This is a genomic window from Psychrobacter sp. T6-1, assembly GCF_052258445.1.
The window spans coordinates 1-2,724 of sequence record NZ_JBQQFC010000313.1 but is presented as its reverse complement, the minus strand read 5'-3'; the positions used below and the strand labels follow the sequence as shown (position 1 = coordinate 2,724).

At 38.0% G+C, this 2,724-nt stretch carries 2 protein-coding genes; both read right to left on the bottom strand.

Annotation, left to right across the window (positions count from 1 at the left end):
• Window positions 1–225: 225 nt before the first annotated feature.
• Window positions 226–1,626 carry a surface lipoprotein assembly modifier gene (locus tag ACTXGO_RS12150; protein ID WP_443560310.1) on the bottom strand — a complete coding sequence of 467 codons (1,401 nt, stop codon included), beginning with the start codon at window positions 1,624–1,626 and terminating at the stop codon, window positions 226–228.
• Window positions 1,627–1,716: 90 nt separating this feature from the next.
• On the bottom strand, window positions 1,717–2,724 hold a 1,008-nt coding region (locus ACTXGO_RS12145), incomplete at its 5' end, for a Slam-dependent surface lipoprotein (RefSeq protein WP_443574734.1).

Sequence of the window (2,724 nt, the reverse complement as noted above, 5' to 3'; positions counted from 1 at the left end):
CGGTGCTATTGAACAGCCAGCTGGCGAAAAAGAGTTCAAGCCATTAGATGAACGCATGAAAGTATTTGGCGCATAAGCCGCTATTATAAGTACAATAATGGCCAGTACCAAAAATAAAACCCCGCTATCGTAATGATAGCGGGGTTTAGATATTAAATAAAACTCAAGTTCCATAAAAAATTGGTGTTCTTACAAAGTTTAACTATGCCGGTTATTCTTTAAATATTAAAAATATTTATCTACTTTTACGAAAAAGGTGCTATTACTACGCTCATATAACGATAAGTTACTTTCAATTTTCTGATACTCGTAGTTTAACTTTGGTGTAAAACCTTGCCAACTAAGTCTTTTATGTCCTAGAGTTGTGCTAAATTGGTATTCATCGTCTTTACGCTTTTGCCCATAAAAAAAATTTTCAGCTTCAAAATCTCGCTGAGCGTAACGGAGACTACTTCTCACGCTAATCTTTTCTCCAGAGAAAGCCATTCCTCCACGTATACCTTGACGATCTGATGATTCAGCCTGATCTGCTAGGTCATCACGCATAAAATCAGCACCAGCATAAACCAACCATCTAGGTTTAGGTTGATAAAGCAAAATCCATGCAATACTATTGGCATGACCATCGTAGTAACTCGCTAAATCATCATCTGTATAGCGTTTCTGTATGTGAGAAAGATTACCAGAAATTTGCCATTCATCTGAAATTTTTCGATTGTATTCTAATGTCAAACCGTAATTTTGATTATACTGACTTCCGCCTAATAGATTTTGCCCTGCAATTGCTACAGCGCCCCATGACCGTTTGATATTTTTGTGGCGATACCCTAAATTTGCTTGCAGTGTTAATTCACTATAGTCACTATTATCCCAATAATTTACACCTTCCGTATCTATGCTCGTATAAGCGTAATGATTGCCTACTATATTTTTCTCTTTTGCAGCGCCAACGTTGTATCGTATTCCATGCGCCTCTTGTGGCAATGAATCGTCACTACGAATAAACGTAGCTTCACCAACTACTAACTCTCTTATATCGGATGCTTGATTAACGTTATCAGTAGACTCATAACTAAGGTTAAAATTAGGCTGCCATTCTTGAGATTTTTTTATACTAGCCAAAACCTGACCAACTAAAGACTGTAACGGAGGTGCAAGATGAGGCGCAGCTGTTACTAATTCAGTTTTTGCTTCAGCATAGCGCTTGTCTTCATACAGCATCATTGCCAAATCAAATCTTGGGTAATGTAAATCTGATTGACGAGTTAATATCTTTCGGTACAAGGTGATAGCTTCTTTTTGACGACCTTGATGCCGATACAATGCTCCTAATCCATAATCATATAGCGTTGGATCAAAGTTTGTAGCGGTACGATATTGACTCAATAACTTTTCTAGCTCTAGCCACTCTTTATTGATAATAGCAAAATTGATTCTTTCTTCCAGGCTGCTATTTTCTTTTGTTGGTGCAGGAGTCGGTGTATCAATGTTAGGTTGATTCAGTAATAATTCTGGTTGTACTTGTGGAGTATTCTGAAAAAACACGTTTTGGGCAGGAGGTACTTCCTGCGCGAGAACTGATGTAGATAAAGTGATACAACAGAATATATAGAGCTTCATTTTCATTAACTTTTACCGATATCATAAAAAACCGTTTGAAATATATGTTAAATACTTCAAACGGTTTAATTTACTTATTTGAGGATGAATTTTCTATTATTTAGAGATTTCACCACGAGTACCGCCAAAGCCAATAGTATCATTGCCATTAAATACAACCTTACCAGCGATTTCTTCAGCTTTTTTACCAAAGAAGTCTAGTGAATAACTACCGTTTCTAAAGCCTTGTTCAACTGTTGAATTAATACCTGTTCCTGCTATCGAACCTTGTTGCAAATCAACTGTATCGCCTAAGCCAGTAATTGAACCAGAACCAGTACGATCAGTAAAATTCACATTATAAGATAATATTCCTTCTTCATATAGACCTGAAGTCGAAGCAAATATAGGGTTTTTCTCGCTACTAAATGCTTTACCAGAATAATTCGCTGTACCTAAAGATGGAATCGCATTAGCTTCAGTTTTTAAACCTCCGATAGTAATATTTGAGTCTATGCCAGAATCAAAAATACGTGAGCCTACTCCCTCTGTCCAGGCTGAATAATTTCCTAAGACAACAGAATAAGGTTGATTGTAAACTACGTCATACTTTCTTTCGATTCTTCTATCACCATTTGTAGTTGTATCCCTACTAGATGTCATTTGCGCGCTAATTCGACCTACAGGATATGCACCATTATTGTGATACTTACCTTTAGCTTGGGAGAGAGCATTGTCTAAAGCAACTCTTTCGTTTTCAGCAACGATAGAGTCCAATGCAGATTGTGCATTTGTTGCACTAGCTTCTTTGTTCTCTTCAGCATAGGCAGTTGCCTGTTGATCAGTTAGTCCAGCTGTTTTAGCTTTTGCTAATAAGGTTACACGGTTAGTTTCAATTTTTTGCAGACGTTCTGCTTCAGCTTTCTCAGCAGCAATTCTATCTGCTTCAGCTTTTTCAGCAGCGATTCTATCGGCTTCGGCTTTTTCGGCAGCGATTCTATCGGCTTCGGCTTTTTCGGCAGCAATTCTATCTGCTTCAGCTTTTTCAGCAGCGATTCTATCGGCTTCGGCTTTTTCGGCAGCGATTCTATCGGCTTCGGCTTTTTCGGCAGCGATTCTATCGGC